At 47.0% G+C, this 406-nt stretch carries 1 protein-coding gene; it reads right to left on the bottom strand.

Annotation, left to right across the window (positions count from 1 at the left end):
* Nucleotides 1–406 (bottom strand): IS110 family transposase (locus tag QTO06_RS25460; protein WP_331410361.1); only part of this gene is annotated, 406 nt, incomplete at both ends.

Below are 406 nucleotides of genomic sequence, written 5' to 3'. Positions count from 1 at the left end.
TGCTCATGAATCGAGAGCAACTCTGCGACCAGACTCTGCGGTAACTTTATATCTTGCTCGGCCAGCCACTGAAATAGCGCTTTCATCTTGGCATGGCCTTTAGGAAAACTCAGTCCAAACTCAAGTAGTATTGCCCCAATTCGGCTCATACAAGCCGTTCGTTCTTTGATATAACCATCTCTTACTCGATGGATAGCCGCGATTACTTGAGCTTCCTCTGACTTGGCAGAAACAAATCTCATGCTTGGTCGACTCGCTGCTTCTGCTATCGCAGCCGCATCAATAAAGTCGTTCTTGTTACCTTTGACGTAAGGTTTTACATATTGAGGTGGGATAAGTCGAACTCGATGCCCATAGGCTTCACACTTTCTCGCAAGCCAGTGAGCACCACCACAGGCTTCAAAAG

The organism is Vibrio sp. M260121, assembly GCF_036533715.1.
In the GTDB taxonomy this organism is placed as follows: Bacteria; Pseudomonadota; Gammaproteobacteria; order Enterobacterales; family Vibrionaceae; genus Vibrio.
The sequence above is the reverse complement of the archived record's forward strand: the minus strand, read 5'-3'. Positions and strand labels throughout refer to the sequence as shown.